We start from the raw sequence: 20,193 nt of genomic DNA, 5'->3' as shown, positions 1-20,193 counted from the left end.
GCGGCCTTCGCCCGGCGCACGCGCGCACACCCGCGCCGACGTCACTAGGCTGGGACGGATCATGTCGACCTCCCGCGCCACGTCCCGCCCGAGCGCCGGCGAACCGGGCTTTCCCGCCTGGCTCGCCGAGCAGTCCGACGACGCCCTCGTGCGCATGTGCACCCTGCGCCCGGACGTGGCCACGCCCGCCCCCGCGTCGCTGGAGGTGTTGGCCTCGCGGCTGCGGCTGCCGGCGTCCACCGCGCGGGCGATGGGCACGCTGTCGTGGCCGGAGCTGCTGGTGCTGGCCACGGCCGCCGCGTTGGGTGCCGATTCCGGGGCCGTTCCCCTGTCGGCGGTCGCGGAGCGTCTCGGGGTCAGCATCAACAAGAAAAACCGCAAGAACGACGACGACACCGCCCCCTTCCCCACCGCCGTCGCCCGTCTCCGGGACCTCGCCCTGATCTGGGGAGAGGAGGACGGTGCCCGGCTGGTTCCGGTCACCGCGTCGGCAATCGCTGCCGCACCTGTGGTGGCGCCGCACCCGGGCGAACCCGCCGGGCCCTCGCTCGAGGAGGCGTGGGCGGGATTGTCCGCTCCGGCGTCGGGTGTGCTCGAGGCGATCGCCCGCGGCCGTTCCCCGGTCGGTGCGCTGGGGTCCGGCGCGTCCGAGTCCGTCCGGGCCGCGTCCGCCGAGCTCGCCGCCGCGGGCCTCGCCGAGATCACCACCGGCGGGGACGCAGGCGCCGGTGGACCCGGCGGCCGGGTCCCGGCCGGCGACCGGGCCGGGTCGGGCCCCGGCGAGGTGGTCATCCCGCGCGCCCACGCCCTGGACCGGGCGCGCCACGGCGCACGTCCCCCGTCACTGCTGGACCTACCCGGGTGGGCCGACCCGGTCGAGCCACGAACCGGCAAGGCCGCCAAGAACGCCGACGCCTCGGGCGGCGTGGCCGCCCTCGATCTGCTGCACCGCTGCGATTCCGTCCTCGCCGCCCTGTCGACGATCCCGTTGACCACGCTCAAAGCGGGCGGCGTCGGCGTGCGCGAGTTGCGCCGCGTGGCCCGGGCCGCGCAGCTGGAGGAGTCCGAGCTCCCGTTGCTACTGGAAGTCCTGGCGGCGGCCGGACTCATCGCCGTGGGCGACACCGAGGTCGGGGACATCGCCTACGACTCTGTGTGGGCTCCCACCGAGACCGCCGACATCTGGTCCGCCCGGGAGCCCGCCCGGCGCTGGGCCGAGCTGGTCCTGGCGTGGTGGTCCATGCCGCGCGCGCCGTGGCGGGTAGGCGCCGAGCTTGAAGGCGGCGGCACCGTCCCGGCCCTCGGCGATCCCGTCGGCCCGCCTCCCGCCGCCGAACGTGCGCGTGTCCTGGGCGCCCTCGCGCGCCTCGACCCGGCCGCCGAACCCGGGGACACCCTGCTGCCCGAGGTGGTGCGCTGGTTCTCGCCGGTGTGGTTCTCCCGGGCCGGCGGGTCACCGGTCACCGAGACGGTGTCCGAAGCACGGCGGCTGGGCCTCGTCGTCGTCACCACCGCCACCAGCGCCGCCCGCATGCTGGTGGACGGCTCCCCCGCCGCCGCCACCGCCGGCGCACCCGGCACGGCACCGACCGTCGAGGAACTCGAGCCCGTCCTGGCGGCGGCACTGCCCCACCCGGTCTCCGAGGTGATCGTCCAGGCCGACCTGACGATCCTCGCGCCCGGGCCCCTCGTTCCCGAGCTCGCGGCCGAGTTCGCGCTGCTCGCGGACGTCGAGTCAGCCGGCGCCGCCACCACCTACCGCGTCACCGAGTCCTCGCTGCGGCGCGCCCTCGACGCCGGGCGCACCGCCTCCGGGGTCCACGACCTCCTCGCCCGCACCTCCGTCACGCCGGTGCCGCAGTCGCTGGACTACCTCGTCGAGGACGTCGCGCGCCGGCACGGGCGGCTGCGGGTGGGTACGGCGTTGTCGTTCGTGCGCTGCGACGACCCGTCGCTCGTCGCCCAGGTCCTCGGCTCGCCCGCCGCCGAGAAATGCGCTCTCCGGATGGTGGCCCCGACCGTGCTCATCTCGCAAGCGCGGCCGCTCGACCTGGTCGAGGCACTGCGGGAGGACGGGTACGCGCCGGTCGTCGAGGACACCTCCGGGGCGGTCGTGGCGTTGAGCCGGCCCGTCGCGCGAGTCCACGCCTCCAGCCCAGGGCGCGCACCGCGCATCCCCGCGCGCGCTCCCGGGCCCGCCGACCTGCGTGCTGCCGTGGCCGCGATGCGCTCGGCCGACCGGGTCCGCGCCGCCCGCACCGGTGCGGGTGGCCCCGGCGGGGCGGGCGGTTACACCGGCGAGGCTGCGATCGCCCGCCTACACGAGGCCGCCTCCACTGGGTCCGCGGTGACCGTCTCGGTGGTCGACGCACAGGGCCGGTCCACCGCGCGGCTGATCGTGCCGGCGTCCGTGGGCGGAGGGCGCGTCGAGGGCATCGAGCCCGACACCGCCGAGGCCGTCACCCTGCCGCTGCACCGGGTCATCTCCGTGGCGGACGTCGACCCGACGCGCTGAGCCGGCCGGGGCGCGCCTACGGCGGGCGGCCGATGCCTGCGCCTTCGCCTGATGCCCCCGCCGCCGTCTGCGTCCACCGCCCTGCCGCTGTCTGCGCTCGCGCCGACAGCCGGAAGTCGATTCGTATCGCGGGACCGCCCTTCCGCACCTCGCCACCTATCAGATTTTCGCGCCGCCCATCGGAGTGCGCTCCACCTATCGGATCCGATGGGTGGCGCGCGTTGCAATAGGTGGCGCGAAAATCTGATAGGTGGCGCGTGCCGTGATGCGCAGCCCCCGTTGCGGTGGCGGGGCAGGGAACTGCGGACGGCCGGCGGCACGCGGCCGATACGGCTGGGCCCGACGCGGTTCCGCGATTTCCAGGACACTGGATAAGTCGGGCCCACGCGGACCCGGCGAGAGTTATCGAGGAGGCCCGTAGTGAGTGGTGGACCGCTGATCGTCCAGTCCGACAAGACCGTGCTGCTGGAGATCGACCACGATCAGGCCGCCGACGCCCGCCAGGCGCTGGCGCCGTTCGCCGAACTCGAGCGCGCCCCCGAGCACGTGCACACCTATCGGATCACCCCGCTGGCGCTGTGGAACGCGCGCGCCGCCGGTCACGATGCCGAACAGGTCGTCGACGTGCTGATCACCTACTCGCGTTTCCCCGTGCCGCAGCCGCTGCTCGTGGACATCGCCGAGACCATGGACCGTTACGGCCGGCTGCAGCTGGTCAAGAGCCCCGTCCACGGCCTGACCCTGGTCTCGCTCGATCCGGCGGTACTGGCCGAGGTCAAGCGGCACAAGAAGATCGCCCCCATGCTCGGCGCGGAGATCGACGCCGACACCGTGGTGGTGCACCCCTCCGAGCGTGGCCGCCTCAAACAGGAGCTGCTCAAGGTGGGCTGGCCCGCCGACGACCTCGCGGGGTACGTCGACGGAGAGGCGCATGAGATCGCGCTGTCGACCGAGGAAGAGCAGTGGGAACTGCGCGACTACCAGCAGATGGCCGCCGATTCGTTCTGGGCCGGCGGCTCGGGCGTGGTGGTGCTGCCCTGTGGAGCCGGCAAGACCATGGTCGGAGCCGCCGCGATGGCCAAGGCCAAGGCCACCACGCTGATCTTAGTGACCAACACGGTCGCGGGCCGGCAGTGGAAGCGCGAGCTGCTCGCCCGCACCTCGCTCACCGAGGACGAGATCGGCGAGTACTCGGGCGAGCGCAAGGAGATCCGCCCCGTCACGATCGCCACCTATCAGGTGATCACCCGCAAGACGAAGGGCGTGCACCGGGCGCTCGAGCTCTTCGACTCCCGCGACTGGGGACTGATGATCTATGACGAGGTGCACCTGCTCCCCGCACCGGTGTTCAGAATGACCGCGGATCTGCAGTCTCGTCGTCGTCTGGGTCTCACGGCGACCCTCGTCCGCGAGGACGGGCGCGAGGGCGACGTGTTCTCCCTCATCGGCCCCAAGCGCTACGACGCCCCGTGGAAGGACATCGAGGCGCAGGGCTGGATCGCGCCCGCGGACTGCGTCGAGGTGCGCGTGACCCTGACCGAGAACGAACGGATGCTGTACGCGACCGCCGAGGCCGAGGACAAGTACAAGCTGTGCTCGACCGCGCGCACCAAGATTCCCGTGGTTAAGAAGATCCTCGCCAATCACGCGGGCGCGCCGACGCTCGTCATCGGCGCCTACCTGGACCAACTCGAGGAGCTCGGCGAGGAGCTCGACGCGCCCGTCATCCAGGGCTCGACGTCCAACAAGGAGCGCGAGAAGCTGTTCGCGGCCTTCCGCGCCGGCGAGATCACCACGCTGGTGGTGTCCAAGGTGGCCAACTTCTCGATCGACCTGCCCGAAGCCAGCGTGGCCGTTCAGGTGTCGGGGACATTCGGCTCGCGGCAGGAGGAGGCGCAGCGGCTCGGCCGGTTGCTGAGGCCCAAATCCGACGGCGGGCAGGCGCACTTCTACTCGGTGGTCTCTCGCGACACCCTCGATGCCGAGTACGCCGCCCATCGGCAGCGGTTCCTCGCCGAGCAGGGTTACGCCTACCGGATCGTCGACGCGGACGACATCCTCGGCCCGCCCCTCCCCGAGATCGGCTGAGCTCCGAGATGGGTTGAGCGCCGAGGTCGGCTGAGCCGCTCGACCGAGGCGGCCACCGGCGGAACCCTGGCCTCGCCCACCGGGGGCACCCCGGCCGATCGCCCGACGATCCCGGGCCTGGGATACTGGCGGGCATGGCCGCCGACGGTAAAGCCCGCAAGAACACCCCCAGCAAGTATCCCCGCCCCGCGAACGCGAGCAAGAAGCGCGGCGCCCCGCGCAACCCGCACGAGAAATACCGGCTCGCCCGGATCCCCGTCGACGACGCCTGGGCGCGCAAGCACAACCAGAACCTCGGTGAGGTGCGGCGGCTGCAGTGGTCGGCCGCCATCCTGGGCCTGATCGTCTTGGCGGCCGGCGCCGGGGTCCTCATCTACTCCGAAATGGCGGCGTGGGGCTGGATCGTGGGTGGGATGGCGATCGCGTTCGCGGTCGGTTGCCTGGCGATGATCATCTACATCCCCCGCCGCATGGGCTCGGTGCAGTCAACCTACGACACCTCCGAGCTGATCCCCGCGGTGATCGCCGAGGTCCGGCCACGTGGCGTGACCCTGCTGGCGCTGGCCGACCAGGCGGTCGAGCGCTCGGCCGGCAAGATCCCGGTCCTGGTGGCCAGGCCCTGCGCCCCGATCGAGGGCATCCCGTCGAAGGTCGGCGAGCGCGTGGCCTGCGTCGCCGTGGTGGGTAACCGCAGCGCCCGCGGCCGCGACAACCTCTACCAGTTCGTCTCCCCCATGCCGGTCGCGTGGGCGACCCCGGACAAGGCCGTCTGGCGCGATGCCGCCGAGCAGATCCCCGAGGGCGAGTGGGAGACGCTGCGTCAGAACGTCGACAAGGTCGGGGACGTCTCCGCCGAGGTCACGCGGATGCTCCCGCTCGACTGAACATCCGCACAGCGCGGCGGGCCCTCACCCCAGCCCCGCGGCGGTGTGAACGGAACGTCACGGACCCGTGATCGGGCGCCACACCGGCGCAACACTGTCTTCCTAGCCTGATCCGCACAGGCCCGAAGGAGGACCCACACATGAGCGAGCACATCGTCGTCGTCGGACACGGGATGGTCTCCCACCGCTTCGTCTCCACCCTCGGCACGCGGTACACCCACGCGGACGTCGCCATCACGGTGCTCGGCGACGAAGCCGACCCCGCCTACGACCGGGTGGGGCTGTCGGCCTACATCGGCGGTTGGGATCGCCCCTCGCTCCACATGGAGGACGCCCTCCACAGCGCCGACCCGCGCGTGACGGTACGCTCCGGCCGGCTCGTCACCGCGATCGACCGCGCCGCCCGGACCGTCGAGCTCGACTCGGGCGAGTGCCTGTCCTACGACACCCTGGTCCTGGCAACCGGGTCGCGCGCGTTCGTGCCGCCCGTCCCCGGTCATGACCTGCCCGGATGCCACGTCTACCGCACGCTCGACGACCTCGACGCCCTCCGCGCCGACGCCGAACGCGCTCGGCCCGGCGCCCACGGCGTGGTGATCGGCGGCGGGCTGCTGGGACTCGAGGCGGCCAACGCGCTCAGCCAGCTCGGCCTGACGCCGCACGTAGTGGAGCGCAACGATCGCCTCATGTCGGTGCAGGTCGACGCCCGCGGCGGCGCGCTGCTCGGCGACCTCATCCACGACCGCGGCATCACCGTGCACCCGGGAGTGACCGACACCGTGATCGAGCAGGGTGACCGCAACGACGACGACAACGATCTCCACACCCGCAGTGACGCCGCCACCCGCGCCGACGCACTGCGCGTCCATCTGACCGGTGAGGGCCGGACGGCGACCGTCGACGCCGCTGTGGTGGTGTTCTCGGTCGGGATCCGGCCCCGCGACGAACTCGCCCGCGACGCCGGCCTGGTGCTCGCGGATCGGGGCGGCATCCTCACCGACAGCGCGTGCCGCACCTCGGACCCGCAGGTCTGGGCGATCGGCGAGTGCGCGGCGATCGAGGGCACCTGTTACGGCCTGGTCGGCCCCGGCTACGCTTCCGCCGAGGTCGCGGCCGCCCGCATCGTGAGCGCGCTCGCGGCTGACTCCACCGACGACGGCCCCGAGTTCACGGGTGCCGATCTCGCGACCAAGCTCAAGTTGATGGGCGTGGACGTGGCCAGCTTCGGCGACGCCCATGCTCGAACGCCGGGCTGCCTCGAAGTGACGGTCGACGATCCCGTCGCCCGCACCTACTCCAAACTCGTCCTCGGCCCCGACACCCGGACGCTGCTCGGCGGCGTGTTCGTAGGAGACGCGGGCCCGTATCAGCTGCTCAAGCCGCTGCTGGGGCGGGCGTTGCCGTCGTCGTCGCCCCTGTCCCTTCTCACCCCGGCCGCCACGGGCGGCGACGGTGTGGGCGTGGACTCGTTACCCGATGACGCCCAGATCTGCTCGTGCAACGCGGTCACCAAGGGCGACCTGCGCGAGGCGATCTGCGGCGGGGCCTGCGACGTCGCCGAGCTCAAGTCGTGCACCCGCGCCGGGACCTCGTGCGGTTCATGCCTGCCGCTGATGCGGAAGGTGCTCGAGGCGGAGGGCGTGGAACAATCGACCGCGCTGTGCGAGCACTTCGACCAGTCCCGCTCGGAGCTGTTCGAGATCGTCACGGTGACCGGCATCCGCACGTTCGCCGGCCTGATCGATCGGTTCGGCCGCGGCGCCGGCTGCGACGTCTGCAAGCCCACCGTCGCCTCGATCCTCGCCTCGACCAGTTCGGATCACGTCCTCGACGGCGAGCAGGCATCGCTGCAGGACACCAATGACCACTTCCTGGCCAACATCCAGAAGAACGGCACCTACTCGGTGGTGCCGCGGATGCCCGGCGGCGAGGTGACGGCCGACCAGCTCATCGTGATCGGAGAGATCGCCCGCGACTACGACCTGTACGTCAAGGTCACCGGCGGCCAGCGCATCGACCTGTTCGGCGCGCGCGTCGACGAGCTGCCCGCGATCTGGCGGCGGCTCGTCGACGCCGGCATGGAATCCGGCCACGCGTACGGAAAGTCGCTGCGCACGGTCAAGAGCTGCGTGGGCACCTCGTGGTGCCGGTACGGGCAGCAGGACTCGGTAGGGATGGCGGTCCTGCTGGAGACGCGGTATCGCGGGTTGCGCGCGCCGCACAAGATCAAGATGGGCGTGTCCGGCTGTGCCCGCGAGTGCGCCGAGGCCCGCGGAAAGGACGTCGGCGTGATCGCCACCGAGACCGGCTGGAACCTCTACATCGGTGGGAACGGCGGCGCGACGCCCCGCCACGCGGTCCTGTTGGCCGGCGATCTCACCGATGACCAGCTGATCCGGTACATCGACCGGACCGTGATGTTCTACGTCCGCACGGCCGAGCGGCTGCAGCGCATCGCGCCGTGGCTCGAGACGCTCGAGGGCGGGATCGATCACCTGCGCGACGTGGTGTGCGACGACTCCCTGAGCCTGGCCGCCGAACTCGAGGGACGGATGGAGGCGCACGTCGCCGGGTACAGGGACGAATGGTCGGCCGTGCTGGACGACCCCGACAAGCTCGGCAGGTTCGTCTCGTTCGTCAACGCGCCCGGCGCGCCGGACCCGACCGTGCAGTTCGAACAGCGTGACGGACGCAAGGTGCCGGTACTGCTCGGCTCCCCCGCCATGCCGGCGCCCGCCTGACCTGACCTGCGGCTCCCGCCGCGACGACCCGGGCCGTGGCCGCCCGCGCGGCGGCCGCACGCCCCATGGTCGCCCGCTGGTGGCCTCCGACCCCGCAACAACCCGAGGAGACTCCCGATGACCACTTCCCTACGCCGCACCACCGCCGCGTTCGCCGACCCCGCCGACCCCGCCGACCGCGCCGACCACGGCACCATCGAGATCCCGGTCTGCCCGGTCGACCGACTGATCCGTGGGCGCGGTGTCGCCGCCCTGCTGCCCGACGGTCGCCAGGTAGCGGTATATCTGGTCGACGACGAGATCCACGCCCTCTGCAACATCGACCCGGTCGCGCGCGCCGCCGTGATGAGCCGGGGCCTGGTCGGCGACCGCGCCGGTGTGCCCGCGGTCATCTCGCCCATCGGCAAGCAGGCCTACGCGCTCGCGGACGGCCGCGGACTCGATGACCCCTCGCGCGGCATCTCGGTCTTCCCCGCCCGGGTGGCGAGCGACGGCACGGTGGTCATCGCGACCGAAGCCGCCGTACGGTATTCCATCGCGGCCTGAGCCGCTTCCCCTGGGCGGCGGTGCCCTGAACGCCGCCGCCCACCACGGCCGAGAGGCAGCACATCCAGCTCCGGATACGCTGCCTCTCCGCCGTGAACCCGGGGCGCGAGCGCCGACCTTCCACCTTGACGACATCACTGCGATTCTCGCCGACACCACGGCGAAAAAACTGGCCCCTCCTCGCAGTGGTGCCACCAAACCTCGGGGGCCCCGCCACCGGGCGGCCGATCAGATGTTCAGGCGATAGCCGCGCTTGACCACCGTGGACACCATGTCCGCGACGCCGAGCGCCCGGCGCAATCGGCCCATCGAGGTCTCCACCGCATGCGGATCCGTGCCGTCGCCGGGCAGCGCCTCCAACAGATCCGCGCGGCTCACGCACGCCCCCGGCCGGCGGGACAGCGCCCGCATCAGCGCCAACTGAGCCGGGGACACCTCGACCGGGAGGCCGTCCACCAGAACAGCGGCCGCGCAGACCGAGAGTTCGTGGCCGGCGACAATGATCGGGGCCGTCCGCTCGGCGACCACCTCGGTCGTGTGACGCATGAGCGAGCCGAGCCTCATCCGGTCCGGCGCCGTGAAGGCCACCCCGCGCTCGATCAGCGGGGCCGCGGTCACCGGGCCGACGCACAGCGCCGCGACCGGCCCGTTGAGCGCGTCCAGCAGATCGTCGTGGACGCCCATCGCCCCGGCCCGCTCGAGCACGGCGATGACCGCTGGCGCCGCGGTGAACGTCACGCCGTCGACGCCCGTCCGCGCGATCGTGCGCACGAGATCGTCCAGCGCGTCGAGATCCTCCGGCAGCTCCCAGCGGTAGACCGGCACCTCGATCACCTCGGCGCCCGCCGCCCGCAGCCCGTCGAGCAGAACGGACATGGGGTTCCACCCCGAGCCGGCGCCCTGCACCTGGACGCAGACCGTCAGGCCGGAAACACCACGCTCGAGCAGCATCTCCAGCAGTTCGGGGCTGGCCTCGCTGGCGGCGGAGGCGTGTTCGCGCAGCCCCGCGGCCCGGATCGCGCCGGTGGTCTTGGGTCCGCGCGAGTACAGCGGGATCCGGCCCATCAGCTCGAGCAGGTCGTCCGCCAAACCCCACTCCTCGCAGACCTGCAACCACCAGCGCACGCCCGCCGCCGTCGTCAGGACCATGATGTCGGCGGGAGCGGCCAGCGTGCGCTCGGTGGCCTCGCGGACCAGTTCGTCCTCGGCGATCGGGATCATCCGCATCGCGGGCGCGTGCAGCACGGTCGCGCCGCGACGCTCGAGGAGGGTGCGCTGCTCCGACGACCGCCGCGCGGCGGTGACAGCGATGGTGCGCCCCAGCAGCGGCTGCTCGCCGGCCGGGTCGGCTGCGGGTCGGCGGGGCTCGGAAGCGTTGTCTTCGGCATCGGTCACGCCCCCATCATGGCCCACCTGTATTTCCGCCGTGTTTCACCCGACTCGCTGGCATGTTGCGCGAGTTCAGCCGGCCTCGCGTAGCCAGCCGCAGATCCCCTCGACCGCCGCCGAGCATCCGCCACACCCGGTGCCCGCGCGCGTCCGCTCGGCTAGCCCCACCCGATCCCTGGCGCCGTCGCGCCACGCCGCCACGAGGTCTCCCTTGCTCACCCCGTTGCAGCGGCACACCACGGCCACGGCGGGCATCGTCGCTGGGGACGGAGCCGAGACCGCCTCGGCCCGACCGAGAATCACCGACACCACGTCGTCGGGCACCGGTAGCGCGCTCTCGTATAGCTGGGTCAGTACGCCGACCGGCTCGGGATGCCCCACCAGCACCGCGCCCAAGATGCGTCCGCTGGCCACATCGACGCGAGCGTAGCGGCCGCGGGCGGGTTCGCTGATGGTGGTGACCGCCGTGTCGGCGGCGACCGGGTCGGGGGCCAGCTCGCCGAGGGCCACCACGTCGATCCCGTCGGCTTTGAGCCTGGTCACGGACGCGGCGCCCAGGTATCGCGCCGAGGGGTCGGAGCCGGTCAACCGCGCGGCCAGCGTGACCGCCTGGTCCCACGCCGGCGCCACCAGCCCGCTCACGACGCCCCGGTGCTCGGCACAGTCGCCGATCGCGCTGATCGCCGGGTCACTGGTCGCCAGCTCGTCGTCGACCACCACGCCGTCGCCCACCTCGAGCCCGGCCGCCTGTGCGAGCTCGGCACGGGACGCCGACCCTGCGGCCAGAACCACTGTGCTACAGCGGACCTCGCCGTCGTCGAGCACGAGCGAGGCCCCGTCCCACCTGGTGGCCCGCGCCCCGGTCACCACGCGCACGCCCAGCGCGTCCAGGGCGCGGACGAGGACCGCGCCGGCGCCGGCGTCGAGGCACCCGTTCATGGGCCACGCGCGGGGATGGACGACGACGACGTCGTGGCCCGCCGCGGCCAGCGCGCAGGCCACTTCCAGACCGATGAAACCCCCTCCGACCACAGCGACCGGGCCGGGGTGTGCGGCCAGATGGGCGGTCAGCTCGCGGCAGTGGGCGGCGTCCCGGAGGACGAACGCGCCCGCGGCCAGCCGACCATCGGGTCCGCGAATGCCGTCGATGGGCGGGATCCGAGGCGCGGCGCCGGTGGCCAGGACGAGGTGGTCGTAGTCCACGCGTTCGCCGCCGGCGAGTTCGACCTGCCGGGCCACCCGGTCGATCGCCACAACGGATGTCGAGGTGCGGATCAGGACGTGGTTGCGTTCCCACCAGCCGGCGGGCTTGAGCCGGGCCAGGTGGACACGGTCGGCGACCACGGCCTGGGTGAGCATGATCCGGTTGTACGGCTCCTCCGGTTCGGCGCCGAGCACGGTCACCGCCAGCCTGTGCGGGTCCGGCTGCCCGGCACGCAGTTCCTCGGCAAGTCGCGCGGCGGCCATCCCGGCGCCCACCACCACGACCCGCGTGGGCGACGACTTCGACGTCGGCGACGGCGACAGCTTCGGTACCTGCGTCGGCTGCAGTACCTGCGTCGGCGCGCTCATGCCGCCTCCAACCGGACCGCGCACACCTTGAACTCGGGCATCCGGCTCCGCGGATCCAGCTCGGGCAGGGTGAGCCGATTGGCCCGCCCGTCACCGCCGAAGTGGAAGGGCAGGAACACGGTGTCCGTGCGCATGTCCTCATCGCAGCGCACCACGGCCCGGACGCTCCCCCTCCGGGACACCACCTGCGCGGGATCGCCGTCGTCCAGGCCCGCCGCCCGCGCGACCACCGGGTGGACCTGCACCCACATCCGCGGTTCGGCGGTGGCGAGTTCGGTCACGCGCCGGGTCTGCGCGCCGGACTGGTAGTGCGCCAGCAGCCGGCCGGTGGTCCCCAGCAGCGGGAACTCGGCGTCCGGCGGCTCGGCGGGTGGCCGCACGCCGTCCAGCGCGAAGCGGGCACGGCCGTCGGGGGTGGCGAACCGGTCGAGAAACAACCGCGGTGTGCCGCCGGGAGAGTCGACGCCGCAGGGCCAGTGAAGGGACTCCCCGGCATCGAGCCGGTCCCAGTCGATCGCCGAGTAGTCGGCCGGACCGCCGGCGGAGGCGCGGGCGAGCTCGTCGAACACCGCGCGCGGGTCGACCGGGAACCGCTCCGGCCCGCGATCCAGCCGCCGGGCGAGCTCGTACCAGATCCACAGCTCGTCACGCGCCCCGGCCGGCGGGGTGGCGGTGCGGCGCCGGCGCAGCACGCGCCCCTCGAGATTGGTCAGCGTGCCCTCCTCCTCGGCCCACTGCGTCACCGGCAGCACCACGTCAGCGAGCGCCGCGGTCTCCGAGAGCACGAAATCGGCCACCACCAAGGTGTCGAGCGCCCGCAGCCGGGCCACGACACTGTCCGCGTCGGGCGCCGAGACCACCGGGTTGGAGGCGTGCACCAGCATCGCCGAGGGCCCTCCGGGCGTACCGAGCGAGTCGAGCAGTTCGAATGCGGACAGCCCCGGCCCCGGGATCTCCGCCGCGTCCACGCCCCACACGTCGGCGACGTGCGCGCGGGCAGCCGGGTCCGTGATCGACCGGTATCCGGGAAGCTGGTCGGCCTTCTGTCCGTGCTCGCGGCCGCCCTGTCCGTTGCCCTGGCCGGTGAGCGTGCCATATCCGTTGCCGGGCCGTCCCGGTAGTCCGAGCGCCAGCGCCAGCGCGATCGCCGCGCTCACCACGGAGCTGCCGTCGGCGTGTTGTTCCGCCCCACGCGCCGTGAGGACGTATGAACCGCCATGCGCGTCGCAGCGCTGATCACTGCAGGCCGGGTCGCCATGGCCCCGTTTCCCCTCGGCGAGCAGCGCGACGGTCCGCTCGAGCTGTGCCACGGACACGCCGGTCACCCGTTCGGTGCGCTCCGGAAGCCACGCGGCAGCGTGGCCCCACGCCTCGTCGAAGCCGCTGGTGCGTGCCGCGATGTAGGAGGGGTCAAGGTGTCCGCCGACGACGACGAGATGCAGTAACCCCAGGAGCAGCGACGCGTCGGTGCCCGGTCGCAGACGAAGGTGCACCCCGCCGCCGTCGAGGGCCCGCCGGGCGGTCGCGGTGAGCCGCGGGTCGGCCACCACCAGGCCACCCGCGGCAGCCGCGCCGTCGAGGTGCTGGAGGAACGGCGGCATGGTGTCGGCGGGGTTCGCGCCGATCAGCAGTACGGCCCGCGCGTGGGGAAGGTCGGTCACCGGGAAAGGCAGTCCCCGGTCCAGGCCGAAGCTCAGGTTGGCGGCGGCCGCAGCACTCGACATGCACCAGCGGCCGTTGTAGTCGATCAGCCGGCTGCCCAGCGCGAGTCGCGTGAACTTGCCGAGCTGGTAGGCCTTCTCGTTGGTCAGCCCGCCGCCGCCGAAGACGGCGACTCCGTCCGGGCCGCCGGTCGCCTGCGCACGGCGGATGCCGTCCGCGACCCGCTCGAGCGCGGTGTCCCAGTCGCGGGGTTCGAGCTCACCGCCCACGCGCACGAGCGGGGTGGTGATCCGGTCGGGGTGGTCGAGCAACTCGGCTGCCGTCCACCCCTTGCGGCAGAGCCCGCCGCGGTTGGTGGGGAACCACGCCGGGCTCACCTGTGCGGGCGCGTGCCCGGCGCCCGCGTTGACCGTCATCGCGCACTGCAACGCGCAGTACGGACAGTGGGTGTGCCCGGCGGTGGTGGTCGGCACCTCTGCGATTCGCGTCATCGAATCGCCGCCGGTTCGTCACCGGTGAGCGGGGACCCGGTCGACGGCGTCGTCGTCATCGTGATCGGCACCTCGCCCGCCCCGGGCCGGCGCAGGTACACGGCCCGGGTGACCAGCGCGGCGATCACGTAGAACCCCGCGAACACCACGAACGCCGTCGTGGCCGACCCCGACGCCTGATAGGACGCGCGCAGCGTCATGTTGATGCCGAATCCGCCGAGCGCTCCCACCGCCCCGGCGACCCCGATCAACGCGCCGGCGTGTGCCCGCGACCACGCGGCCCGCTCGGACTCACCCAGTCCGAGGCCGCGGCTGCGTGCCTCGAACACCGCCGGGATCATCGTGTACACCGAGGCGTTGCCCATCCCGGTCAGCGCGAACAGCGTCAGGAACGCGGCGAAGAACAGCACCAGCGCGCCACCCGACAGGGTGCCGTCGCCGCCCGCCTGCAGCGTCGAGGTGTACACCAGCGCCAGGGTGGTCACGGCCATCGCGCAGAACGTCCAGAACGTCACGCGCGACCCGCCGAGCCGGTCTGACAGCCGGCCGCCGCCCATGCGGGTGAGCGAGCCGAGCAGCGGGCCGAGGAAGGTGAGCTGGGCGGCGTGGAGGGCGGCCTGGCCCGGGGTCTGGCCGTTGCCGATGAACGTCATGGTGAGCATCTGACCGAAGGCGAAGCTGAAGCCGATGAACGAGCCGAAGGTACCGATGTAGAGGAGTGAGAGCACCCAGCCGTCCCGGTCGCGCGCGACGTCCTTCATGGACTGCACGTCGACCGGCTGGTGCGGCAAGTTGTCCATCCGCAGCGCCGCTCCGATACCTGCGACCGCCAACAGAAGCAGGTACAGGCCGATCACCCAGTGCGGCGATCGGTTGCCCGCCAGCGCGATCACGATCAGCCCCACCACCTGGATCGTCGCCACGCCCAGGTTGCCACCGCCGGCGTTGAGGCCCAGCGCCCAGCCCTTCTGGCGCTGAGGGAAGAAGGCGTTGATGTTGGTCATCGAGGAGGCGAAGTTGGCGCCGCCCAGGCCCGCGATCGCGCCGGCCGCCAGGTACGTCCACAGCGGCTGCCCCGGGTTGGCCATGATCCACAGCATCGCTGTGGCCGGGATGAGCAGCACGAACGCCGAGAACATGGTCCAGTTGCGACCGCCGAACACCGCGGTGGCCAGTGTGTACGGGACGCGCAGGACCGCACCGGTGAGGGTGACCACCGCGGAGACGAGGAACTTGTCCGGGGCGTCGAGGCCGTAGACGTCCTCGGGCATGAACAGCACCAGCACGGCGAACAGTGTCCAGACGGAGAAGCCGACGTGCTCGGCGAACACCGACCAGCGCAGATTGCGCATGGCGATGCGCCGCCCGCCCGACTCCCATTGGCCGGTGTCCTCCGGATCCCAGTTCTCGATGACGTGTGAACGCGTCATGCCGCAACCCTCCCGCTCGTCGTCGGCGCCGGACCCGGCGCGCTGCGTCCGCTGACAGTAGGGAGCCGCTGTTTCCCCGGCGATACGGGCGATGACGGCGCCGTCACGGTGTGCTCACCTGGGCGCGTTCGGGCCGTGAGGGGTCCGTCGTCGTGGTGGACTGAGTAGATGTCACGCATCGTCACACGATTCCGCCGCACTGCTCTTGCAGCGGTCATCCTGGCCGCGCCGCTTCTCGGTCCTGTCGCGACCGCGCCCGCTGCCCTCGCTCAGTCACTGGACGATCCCGCCTGGCCGGCCGACCGACCGTTCCCGCCCGCCACCGAGGGCCCGTTCGGGTGGGCCGAGCTCTCACACTGGCCGTACGCCGTCGCGCCGTCGGATCCGCAGTTCTGGGCCCCGAACGGCGCACCCATGCGCGTACTCTCCCCGTTCGGCACGGACACCGAGATCTGGTGTTCGAACTACGTTTCCCTGGGATCAGACTGCTGGCAACGCGACCTGGCGGGGACGCCACACCGGCTTCACCGTGTCCTCGCGCTTTCGGACGTGATCACCGGATCGACCGGGTCCGCAGCCGACGGGAGTGTTCGGGGCGCATACGGCCTGGCCGGCGAGCGAGGGTGGCCCACCACCTCGGGCGGCATCGGAATCCCCGCCGGCACCGTCCCCGGTTCGACAACCGACACATGGGTCTCGCTCATGCCACTCGCCCCGTTTGGAGCCGACTCCCGGAACTTCGACGTGTGGGTGTACCCGGGGTTCGTGCCCGGCAGCTGAGTAACCTGGGATTTTCGAACCCGCTGCGAAAGGACCCCCACGTGCCATTTCCCCTGGATGTCCCCGAGTCCGTGCTGCGCAACCGGCGGAGCCAGAAGTGGCAGGCCTACCCCGGGGACGTGTTGCCGCTGTTCGTGGCGGAGACCGACGTTCTGCTCGCGCCCGCCATCCAGGAGCGGCTGACCGCCGCGGTCGCCGACGGGGACACCGGCTACTTCACCGAGATCGAGCGGTTCGCCGGGGTGTGCGCGCGCTTCTACTCGCGGTTCGGCTATGAGGTGCCCGAGGAGACCGTGGTGCCGGTCAACGACGTGGGCGTGGGGGTGCGCGAGACGCTGGCGCGGACCCTGCCGGTGGGCGCCGGCGTCGTGTACACGCCGCCGGTGTACATGCCGTTCGGGCCGTGGATCCGGCGGGTGGGGATGTCACCGGTGACGGTGCCGTTGATCGACCACGACGACGACAACCCCCGCCTCGATCTCCCCGGCATCGAGCGGGCCCTGGCCGAGGGCGCACGTGCCGTGCTGCTGAGCCACCCGCACAACCCCACCGGCGTGCTGCACTCCGATGCCGAGTTGGCCGAGCTCGCCGACCTGGCCGCGCAGTACGACGCCGTGGTGGTCTCGGATGAGATCTGGGCGCCGCTGGCCATGCCCGGAGTCGATTTCCGCTCGTTCCTGGCCGTGTCGCCCACCGCCCGCGAGGTGGGGCTGGCCATCTCGTCGGCGTCCAAAGCGTTCAACCTGGCTGGGCTCAAGTGCGCGTTCGTGATCAACGGCAATCCCGGCAAGTTCGCGGTCCCGCGCTCGGCACTGTCGGGCGCGGTCGGACATTTCGGCGCGCTCGCCGGCGAGGCCGCAATGGCCGACTCGCTCGACTGGCTGGATGAGATGCGGGCGGCGCTCGCCTCGAACTTGGACCTCATGGAGCGGCTACTGGCCGAGCACCTGCCCCGCGCCCGGTGGCGTCGCCCTGATGCCGGATTCGTGGCGTGGATCGACCTGCGCGCGTACCCGGGCCTCGGCGACGACCCGGCCGCGGTGTTCCTGGACGAGGCCCGCGTGGCACTGAGCCCCGGGCCCGCGTTCGGCTCTCAGGGCAAGGGCTTCGTTCGCCTCAATTTCGCGTGCTCCGAGGAAATTCTTACCGAGGCCTTCGTGCGGATGGGGCGCGTCGCCGCGGCCCACTGACCCGCCGCGCCGCCACCGGCGTCCGCCTCTGCGACGACGCCCTCGCCCGCACACGCGCCCCACACACGGAGGTTGCTCGACAGGATTCGCGAGATTCTCGGATATCTCGCAACTCCTGTTGAGTAACTTCTGCGGATCTTTCTCGACAGCGGCCGGTTCCTCTGCCGCACCGTTCTGCTGCGGGTTTCATGCCTCCCAGCTGCCACAACGCCGACCGAGTCACTCTCTCGGCCCACGTGGACCCGACCCGCCCGGGCCGACGTGTGTCGCAAATCACACATCGCTAGTTAAGGTTAGGCTCCCCTTCTATGGTTAAGGTTAGGCTCGCCTCAGTTGAGGTTGCCGACCCGGGCGCATCGGATGCCCGGTACGACCAACACGAAGGATCTATCCATGCTCCGCTCTGCCTCCCGCTCCGGCGCCGTCGCACTGACCTCGGCCGCCCTCATGGGCCTGTCCGCTCTCGCCATCCCGGCAGTCGCCGCTGCTGACGACACCGTCTGCGCCCCCGAGGACGTGACCTACTCCGTCACCGGCGGCACCATCGAGTGGGGCGTCAAGCAGTCGTTCCGCAACTACCTCAACATGCCGTTCGTCGAGGGTGGCTGGAACCTCGGCGAAGGAGTGACCTTCCAGGGGGCGCCCACCGGAGCCGACGGGCGCTTCATCTGGCCTGTTACAAGCGGAGCCGTCACCTCACAGAACTCCGCCGCAGCCTCGGGCGAGGGCGAGGTCCACCTGCACGGCCATCACGGAGCACTCGACACGCGGATCAGTAACCCCACCGTCGAGATTGATGGAGATGAGGGCGTCCTCAAGATGGACTACCGGGGCACAGAGTTGAACATGGACCCCAACGCTGACCCCGTGTACACCGAGGGCACCCAGGTCGTCGCGGCCACCTTCGACCTGAACGCAGCCGGCACCTTCCACAAGGCAGGAACGGTAACCGTCGGCTCGGACCGCTCAATCCTCCATTCCGAGTTCGTCCCGGCGTTGGGCAATTACGCTGCCGGTTCCGAGATGGACCCAGTCACCCTAAATCTCGAGGTGTCGAGCGCGTGCGAGCCCGGCGGCGGCGACAACGGTGGTGGAGACAACGGCGGTGACGATAACGGCGGTGACGACGATGACAACACCGGTGGCGGCATCTTCGGCTCGCTTGGCAACATCTTCGGATCCCTTGGGTTCTGACCCGCCGAATAACATAACGCGCTTTCCCGCGTGACAATGGACGGCCTCCGAATGCGGAGTGGACTCATCTGAGAATTCACCCCATTCGGAGGCCGACCCTTATCGTCATAACACTCGTCGACTGCCAACTCGATCCGATATTTCACTATGGATTCATCGCTGCCGATAACGTATTCTCATTAGGCAAACCTCACCAGCATGGAGAACCAATGGAGACCACAATTCCCGCCCCCCTGTCCGCCGCGCTTCACGATTCCACGATGGACGCACATGAGCGCGCCGAGACAGCCACCTTCATCACGCGATTGATGGGCGGGGAAGGCTCGCCGGACGGCCTGGTGGCCCTCCTTCGGCAGTCTCTGCCCGTTTATGAGGCACTGGAGAACGCGTGCCGAGAAGTCGGCCCCGATCCACGGATCACACCGATCCTCGATTCTCGGCTCGACCGCACTGCCGCACTGCGAGCCGACCTTGAGTTCCATCGGGTCGAGGGCCGGACATTCGAGGCAATCGTGCCCGCCGTCGAGGACTACGTGGCCGAGCTGCGTGCATGCGCTGGCAACGCGGCCGCGCTGATCGGGCATCACTACGTCCGCTACCTCGGCGACCTGTCGGGCGGGCAGATCATCAAGACCATGGTCCGTCGCCACTACGGGCTCGAGGACGGACTGAGCTTCTATGAGTTCGAGATCGAGAAGCCGAAGGTTTACAAGGACAACTACCGCAGCGCGCTCAACACCCTCCCGTTGAGCGACGAGGACCGGCAGGAGGCGCTCGACGCCGCCACCCGCGCCTTCGACCTCAATCACCGGATCTTCCTCGACCTGGAGGCCGCCGGCGTCAAGTAACGCTTCGCGAGGCAACGCCCCGGGACCGGTGAACGGACTCGGGGCGTTGTCGTCGTCGTCCCACTCTGCTCAACCACCCGCTACCTGCAGAGACACCGCGGCCCCGACACCAACTCAGGAGGTGTCGGGGCCGAGTGCGATCTGACCGGCGTCCCGGTCAGAAGATGGGGAACAGCCCTGTCAGGCTGCCGAGCGAGCTGGTCGCGGGCTCGGCGAAGCTGATCGGCTGATAGGTCTCCCACGCTGCGTGCTTCGCGCCACTGCCTGCGTACGTGTAGATACCAAGATTGCCGGCGGCGTCGCCAGCCTTGTCCTCGACTAGCGCCTTGGACACCGTGAACGTCGCAGTGAAGCTGCCGTCGGTGCCCAGCACGATCCCGCCCTTCTCGGCGCCGCCGATCGTCTCGACGTCCTCGGCGTTGACGGCCCAATGCTGCGTGATGATCTTTCGTGCGGAGGGCGGTGCCTCCTCGGACGGCTTCCACTCATCGGCGAACTTGCCTAGGACCACGTAGATGCCGGGGTTCTTGCCCGCGAGCGGCGGCCGGGCTCCCACGACCCCGGCGTCCGTGAAGCCGGTCCCGGTGACGGTGATCTCGTGCTCGCCGTTCGCGCTGATCACCGACTTCGAGAGGGTCACTCGCGGGCCATGGGCCTGCTGAGATTCGTCCTGTGGGGCCTCGCCGGAACCCGCCGTGGAGGCGGAGGCGATGGACTGCAGGAGCGTGTCCGCCAGTGTGCCGGTGGTCGCGTTGTCGGCGTTGGCCGCGGGGGCCAGTGCGACGCCAGCGATCAACGCGACGGCGCCGAGCGCGGTGCTCCGCCGAGCTGCGCGGGCGAACCTATCGGAGGAAGACTTCACA

At 71.2% G+C, this 20,193-nt stretch carries 14 protein-coding genes; 9 read left to right on the top strand and 5 right to left on the bottom strand.

The features are described from left to right. Nucleotides 1–61: 61 nt before the first annotated feature. The 5 genes from K3888_RS09970 (at nt 62) to K3888_RS09950 (ending at nt 8,774) form a co-directional block, all read left to right on the top strand. The gene (locus K3888_RS09970) at nt 62–2,515 is read left to right on the top strand and encodes a helicase-associated domain-containing protein (RefSeq protein ID WP_230930116.1); all 2,454 of its coding nucleotides are present in this window, start codon (nt 62–64) and stop codon (nt 2,513–2,515) included. A 420-nt stretch (nt 2,516–2,935) separates the two neighbouring features. Beyond that, nucleotides 2,936–4,603 (top strand): DNA repair helicase XPB, encoded by a 1,668-nt coding sequence (locus tag K3888_RS09965; RefSeq protein ID WP_230930115.1) that lies wholly within the window; start codon nt 2,936–2,938, stop codon nt 4,601–4,603. 134 nt (nt 4,604–4,737) lie between these two features. Beyond that, nucleotides 4,738–5,487, top strand: a complete 750-nt coding sequence (locus K3888_RS09960; protein WP_230930114.1) for a DUF3239 domain-containing protein — start codon at nt 4,738–4,740, stop codon at nt 5,485–5,487. A gap of 140 nt (nt 5,488–5,627) precedes the next feature. Beyond that, nucleotides 5,628–8,228, top strand: a complete 2,601-nt coding sequence (gene nirB, locus K3888_RS09955; RefSeq protein ID WP_230930113.1) for a nitrite reductase large subunit NirB — start codon at nt 5,628–5,630, stop codon at nt 8,226–8,228. 117 nt (nt 8,229–8,345) lie between these two features. Then, nucleotides 8,346–8,774, top strand: a complete 429-nt coding sequence (locus K3888_RS09950; RefSeq protein WP_230930112.1) for a nitrite reductase small subunit NirD — start codon at nt 8,346–8,348, stop codon at nt 8,772–8,774. 228 nt (nt 8,775–9,002) lie between these two features. On the opposite strand, the gene K3888_RS09945 is transcribed toward K3888_RS09950, so the two are convergent. The 4 genes from K3888_RS09945 to K3888_RS09930 all read right to left on the bottom strand — a co-directional run bounded on the left by K3888_RS09945 (nt 9,003) and on the right by K3888_RS09930 (nt 15,318). Further along, nucleotides 9,003–10,169, bottom strand: a complete 1,167-nt coding sequence (locus K3888_RS09945) for a uroporphyrinogen-III synthase (RefSeq protein ID WP_230930111.1) — start codon at nt 10,167–10,169, stop codon at nt 9,003–9,005. Nucleotides 10,170–10,235: 66 nt separating this feature from the next. Continuing rightward, complete coding sequence (locus K3888_RS09940; RefSeq protein WP_230930110.1) at nt 10,236–11,735, bottom strand: FAD-dependent oxidoreductase; 1,500 nt, start codon at nt 11,733–11,735, stop codon at nt 10,236–10,238. Continuing rightward, on the bottom strand, nt 11,732–13,888 hold the full coding sequence (locus K3888_RS09935; RefSeq protein WP_230930109.1) for a molybdopterin oxidoreductase family protein: 2,157 nt from the start codon (nt 13,886–13,888) through the stop codon (nt 11,732–11,734). Before K3888_RS09935 ends, K3888_RS09940 begins: the two co-directional genes overlap by 4 nt. Then, on the bottom strand, nt 13,885–15,318 hold the full coding sequence (locus K3888_RS09930; protein ID WP_230930108.1) for an MFS transporter: 1,434 nt from the start codon (nt 15,316–15,318) through the stop codon (nt 13,885–13,887). The genes K3888_RS09935 and K3888_RS09930 overlap by 4 nt, the downstream gene beginning before the upstream one ends. 168 nt (nt 15,319–15,486) lie before the next feature. On the opposite strand from K3888_RS09930, the gene K3888_RS09925 reads away from it, so the two are divergent. The 4 genes from K3888_RS09925 (at nt 15,487) to K3888_RS09910 (ending at nt 19,330) form a co-directional block, all read left to right on the top strand. Then, nucleotides 15,487–16,098, top strand: a complete 612-nt coding sequence (locus K3888_RS09925; RefSeq protein WP_230930107.1) for a hypothetical protein — start codon at nt 15,487–15,489, stop codon at nt 16,096–16,098. A 41-nt stretch (nt 16,099–16,139) separates the two neighbouring features. After that, complete coding sequence (locus K3888_RS09920; RefSeq protein WP_230930106.1) at nt 16,140–17,288, top strand: MalY/PatB family protein; 1,149 nt, start codon at nt 16,140–16,142, stop codon at nt 17,286–17,288. A 393-nt stretch (nt 17,289–17,681) separates the two neighbouring features. Continuing rightward, nucleotides 17,682–18,482: an HtaA domain-containing protein gene (locus tag K3888_RS09915; protein WP_230930105.1), complete on the top strand. Its 801-nt coding sequence runs from the start codon at nt 17,682–17,684 to the stop codon at nt 18,480–18,482. 209 nt (nt 18,483–18,691) lie between these two features. Beyond that, nucleotides 18,692–19,330, top strand: coding sequence for a biliverdin-producing heme oxygenase (locus K3888_RS09910; RefSeq protein ID WP_230930104.1), 639 nt, complete (start codon nt 18,692–18,694; stop codon nt 19,328–19,330). A 157-nt stretch (nt 19,331–19,487) separates the two neighbouring features. Here the strand turns inward: K3888_RS09910 and K3888_RS09905 are convergent, their stop codons facing one another. Next, entirely contained in the window at nt 19,488–20,192 is a 705-nt protein-coding gene (locus K3888_RS09905; protein ID WP_230930103.1) for a hypothetical protein, read from the bottom strand. Between the last annotated feature and the right edge of the window lies 1 nt (nt 20,193).

This window comes from Dietzia aurantiaca (genome assembly GCF_021033825.1).
GTDB classification, from domain to species: Bacteria; Actinomycetota; Actinomycetes; order Mycobacteriales; family Mycobacteriaceae; genus Dietzia; species Dietzia aurantiaca.
The sequence above is the reverse complement of the archived record's forward strand: the minus strand, read 5'-3'. Positions and strand labels throughout refer to the sequence as shown.

Bases quoted from the DNA above. Each gene is read 5' to 3' on its own strand.
- K3888_RS09970 (WP_230930116.1), top strand. From the start codon at position 62: ATGTCGACCTCCCGCGCCACGTCCCGCCCGAGCGCCGGCGAACCGGGC.
- K3888_RS09960 (WP_230930114.1), top strand. From the start codon at position 4,738: ATGGCCGCCGACGGTAAAGCCCGCAAGAACACCCCCAGCAAGTATCCC.
- nirB (WP_230930113.1), top strand. From the start codon at position 5,628: ATGAGCGAGCACATCGTCGTCGTCGGACACGGGATGGTCTCCCACCGC.
- K3888_RS09950 (WP_230930112.1), top strand. From the start codon at position 8,346: ATGACCACTTCCCTACGCCGCACCACCGCCGCGTTCGCCGACCCCGCC.
- K3888_RS09940 (WP_230930110.1), bottom strand. From the start codon at position 11,735: ATGAGCGCGCCGACGCAGGTACTGCAGCCGACGCAGGTACCGAAGCTG.
- K3888_RS09935 (WP_230930109.1), bottom strand. From the start codon at position 13,888: ATGACGCGAATCGCAGAGGTGCCGACCACCACCGCCGGGCACACCCAC.
- K3888_RS09930 (WP_230930108.1), bottom strand. From the start codon at position 15,318: ATGACGCGTTCACACGTCATCGAGAACTGGGATCCGGAGGACACCGGC.
- K3888_RS09925 (WP_230930107.1), top strand. From the start codon at position 15,487: ATGTCACGCATCGTCACACGATTCCGCCGCACTGCTCTTGCAGCGGTC.
- K3888_RS09915 (WP_230930105.1), top strand. From the start codon at position 17,682: ATGCTCCGCTCTGCCTCCCGCTCCGGCGCCGTCGCACTGACCTCGGCC.
- K3888_RS09910 (WP_230930104.1), top strand. From the start codon at position 18,692: ATGGAGACCACAATTCCCGCCCCCCTGTCCGCCGCGCTTCACGATTCC.